Source organism: Alteromonas sp. W364, assembly GCF_031846205.1.
Classification (GTDB): Bacteria; Pseudomonadota; Gammaproteobacteria; order Enterobacterales; family Alteromonadaceae; genus Glaciecola; species Glaciecola blandensis.
Genome location: NZ_JAVRID010000018.1, coordinates 1 through 3,662, shown reverse-complemented (window position 1 = coordinate 3,662; position 3,662 = coordinate 1). Strand labels below are relative to the sequence as shown.

The 3,662-nt window shown below is 48.8% G+C and carries 2 rRNA genes; both read left to right on the top strand.

Annotation, left to right across the window (positions count from 1 at the left end):
- The first annotated feature begins 465 nt into the window (after positions 1-465).
- Positions 466-3,344: ribosomal RNA gene (locus RM556_RS17205) — 23S ribosomal RNA — on the top strand.
- 148 nt (positions 3,345-3,492) lie between these two features.
- A 5S ribosomal RNA gene (gene rrf / locus RM556_RS17200) occupies positions 3,493-3,608 on the top strand.
- Positions 3,609-3,662: the final 54 nt, after the last annotated feature.

The window sequence follows — 3,662 nt, the reverse complement described above, 5'->3', positions numbered from 1 at the left end:
ATGTTCTTTAACAATTTGGAAAGCTGATAATTAGTAATCAATATTTAACGAAAGAGTAACTGATTAAAATAGCATCGTAAGATGCGGTTTTTTCAAGAAAGCTACTCTATCTGACAAACAGTGTACACGTGAGAACGGTAATCGATGCTCCTAAAGAGTACTGTGAGCCCGCCTTGCGTAAAAGTTTCCAACTCCTTGAGTTGAAAATTTTACACGAACATTTGATTAGCAAAACTTGTCATGCATACAACAATACCGGACACATCGATAAAAGGCGATGTGCAGCGAGTTGTTTACTTTGTTCGATTCTTGGCGGGATTGATAAGAGGTAAATCGCGAGTTATTCGCTGGTAATTGTTGCCGACTCGACGAACGACTAAGGCACGTGTGAATAACACGTAACGAGGGAGTGAGGAGAATAAGGTAACAAGTAACAGTGAAGAACGAAGCTATTTTGGGTTGTATGGTTAAGTGACTAAGCGTATACGGTGGATGCCTAGGCAGTTAGAGGCGATGAAGGACGTGTAAGTCTGCGAAAAGCTGTGGTGAGTTGACAAAACGCATTTGAACCACAGATGTCCGAATGGGGAAACCCACCGCTTCGGCGGTATCTGCACCTGAATACATAGGGTGTAGAGGCAAACGAGGGGAACTGAAACATCTAAGTACCCTTAGGAAAAGAAATCAACCGAGATTCCCCAAGTAGCGGCGAGCGAACGGGGAGCAGCCGAGTAATTATGAAGTAGTGGAATGAGTTGGAAAGCTCAGCGATACAGGGTGATAGCCCCGTACATGAAGTTTCATAGTTGCCATATTAAGTAGGTCGGGACACGTGTTATCTTGACTGAAGATGGGGGGACCATCCTCCAAGGCTAAATACTCCTAACTGACCGATAGTGAACTAGTACCGTGAGGGAAAGGCGAAAAGAACCCCTGTGAGGGGAGTGAAATAGAACCTGAAACCGTATACGTACAAGCAGTGAGAGCCCACTTGTTGGGTGATTGCGTACCTTTTGTATAATGGGTCAGCGACTTATATTTAGTAGCAAGGTTAACCGATTAGGGGAGCCGTAGCGAAAGCGAGTGTTAACTGCGCGTTGAGTTGCTAGGTATAGACCCGAAACCCGGTGATCTAGCCATGGGCAGGTTGAAGGTTGAGTAACATCAACTGGAGGACCGAACCCACTGACGTTGAAAAGTCAGGGGATGACTTGTGGCTGGGGGTGAAAGGCCAATCAAACCGGGAGATAGCTGGTTCTCCCCGAAATCTATTTAGGTAGAGCCTCGGACGAACACCATTGGGGGTAGAGCACTGTTAAGGCTAGGGGGTCATCCCGACTTACCAACCCTTTGCAAACTCCGAATACCGATGAGTGCTATCCGGGAGACACACGGCGGGTGCTAACGTCCGTCGTGAAGAGGGAAACAACCCAGACCGCCAGCTAAGGTCCCAAAATATTGCTAAGTGGGAAACGAAGTGGGAAGGCTAAGACAGCTAGGAGGTTGGCTTAGAAGCAGCCATCCTTTAAAGAAAGCGTAATAGCTCACTAGTCGAGTCGGCCTGCGCGGAAGATGTAACGGGGCTAAGCAATATACCGAAGCTGCGGATTTGAACTTAGGTTCAAGTGGTAGGGGAGCGTTGTGTAAGTGGTTGAAGGTGAACTGAGAGGTTTGCTGGACATATCACAAGTGCGAATGCTGACATGAGTAACGATAATGGGGGTGAAAAACCCCCACGCCGGAAGACCAAGGTTTCCTGTCCCATGCTAATCAGGGCAGGGTAAGTCGGCCCCTAAGGCGAGGCAGAAATGCGTAGTCGATGGGAAACGGATTAATATTTCCGTACTTGTTATATCAGTGAAGGGGGGACGGAGAAGGTTATGCTAGCTTGGCGTTGGTTGTCCAAGTGAAAGTGCGTAGGGTTGATTTTTAGGTAAATCCGGAAATCTACATGCCTGAGACACGAGACGAGTCACTACGGTGACGAAGTAGCAAATACCCTGCTTCCAGGAAAAGCCTCTAAACTTATGATATAGCGAACCGTACCCCAAACCGACACAGGTGGTCAGGTAGAGAATACTAAGGCGCTTGAGAGAACTCGGGTGAAGGAACTCGGCAAAATTGTACCGTAACTTCGGGAGAAGGTACGCCCTTGTTTGTGATGGACTTTTCGTCCTAAGCGAATGAGGGCCGCAGTGACCAGGTGGCTGGGACTGTTTATTAAAAACACAGCACTGTGCTAAATCGAAAGATGACGTATACGGTGTGACACCTGCCCGGTGCCGGAAGGTTAATTGATGGGGTTAGCGTAAGCGAAGCTCTTGATCGAAGCCCCGGTAAACGGCGGCCGTAACTATAACGGTCCTAAGGTAGCGAAATTCCTTGTCGGGTAAGTTCCGACCTGCACGAATGGTGTAACCATGGCCACGCTGTCTCCACCCGAGACTCAGTGAAATTGAAATTGCAGTGAAGATGCTGTGTACCCGCACCTAGACGGAAAGACCCCGTGAACCTTTACTACAGCTTGGCACTGAACATTGACCCTACATGTGTAGGATAGGTGGGAGGCTATGAAGCGTTGTCGCCAGATGACGTGGAGCTGCCCTTGAAATACCACCCTTGTATGTTTGATGTTCTAACATTGACCCCTTATCGGGGTTGTGGACAGTGTCTGGTGGGTAGTTTGACTGGGGCGGTCTCCTCCCAAAGCGTAACGGAGGAGCACGAAGGTTGGCTAATCCTGGTCGGACATCAGGAGGTTAGTGCAATGGCATAAGCCAGCTTAACTGCGAGACAGACACGTCGAGCAGGTACGAAAGTAGGTCATAGTGATCCGGTGGTTCTGTATGGAAGGGCCATCGCTCAACGGATAAAAGGTACTCCGGGGATAACAGGCTGATACCGCCCAAGAGTTCATATCGACGGCGGTGTTTGGCACCTCGATGTCGGCTCATCACATCCTGGGGCTGAAGTCGGTCCCAAGGGTATGGCTGTTCGCCATTTAAAGTGGTACGCGAGCTGGGTTTAGAACGTCGTGAGACAGTTCGGTCCCTATCTGGTGTGGGCGTTGGATGATTGATGGGAGCTGCTCCTAGTACGAGAGGACCGGAGTGGACGAACCGCTGGTGTTCGGGTTGTTTTGCCAAAGGCATTGCCCGGTAGCTACGTTCGGAATCGATAACCGCTGAAAGCATCTAAGCGGGAAGCGAGCCCAGAGATGAGTCATCCCAGAGAATTTAATTCTCCTGAAGGGTTGTTGAAGACGACAACGTTGATAGGCAGGGTGTGGAAGCGTTGTAAGGCGTTAAGCTAACCTGTACTAATTGCCCGTGCGGCTTAACCATACAACACCAAAATAGCTTCGAATGAAGTGGCTTAGGCTGGTGTTGTGATGACAAGTAGCCAAATCAAATAAAAGTCAAAGAGTAGCGACACTCTAACGTTAACGATTACTAATAGCTTTCTGAATAGTTAAAAGAACAACAGTTTTTGCCTGACGGCAATAGCGATACGGTACCACCTGATCCCATTCCGAACTCAGAAGTGAAACGTATTAGCGGCGATGGTAGTGTGGGGTTTCCCCATGTGAGAGTAGCACACCGTCAGGCTCCCATTCTCTCTGAAAAGAGATAGAAGAACCCGTCCTTGAGGCGGGTTTTTTT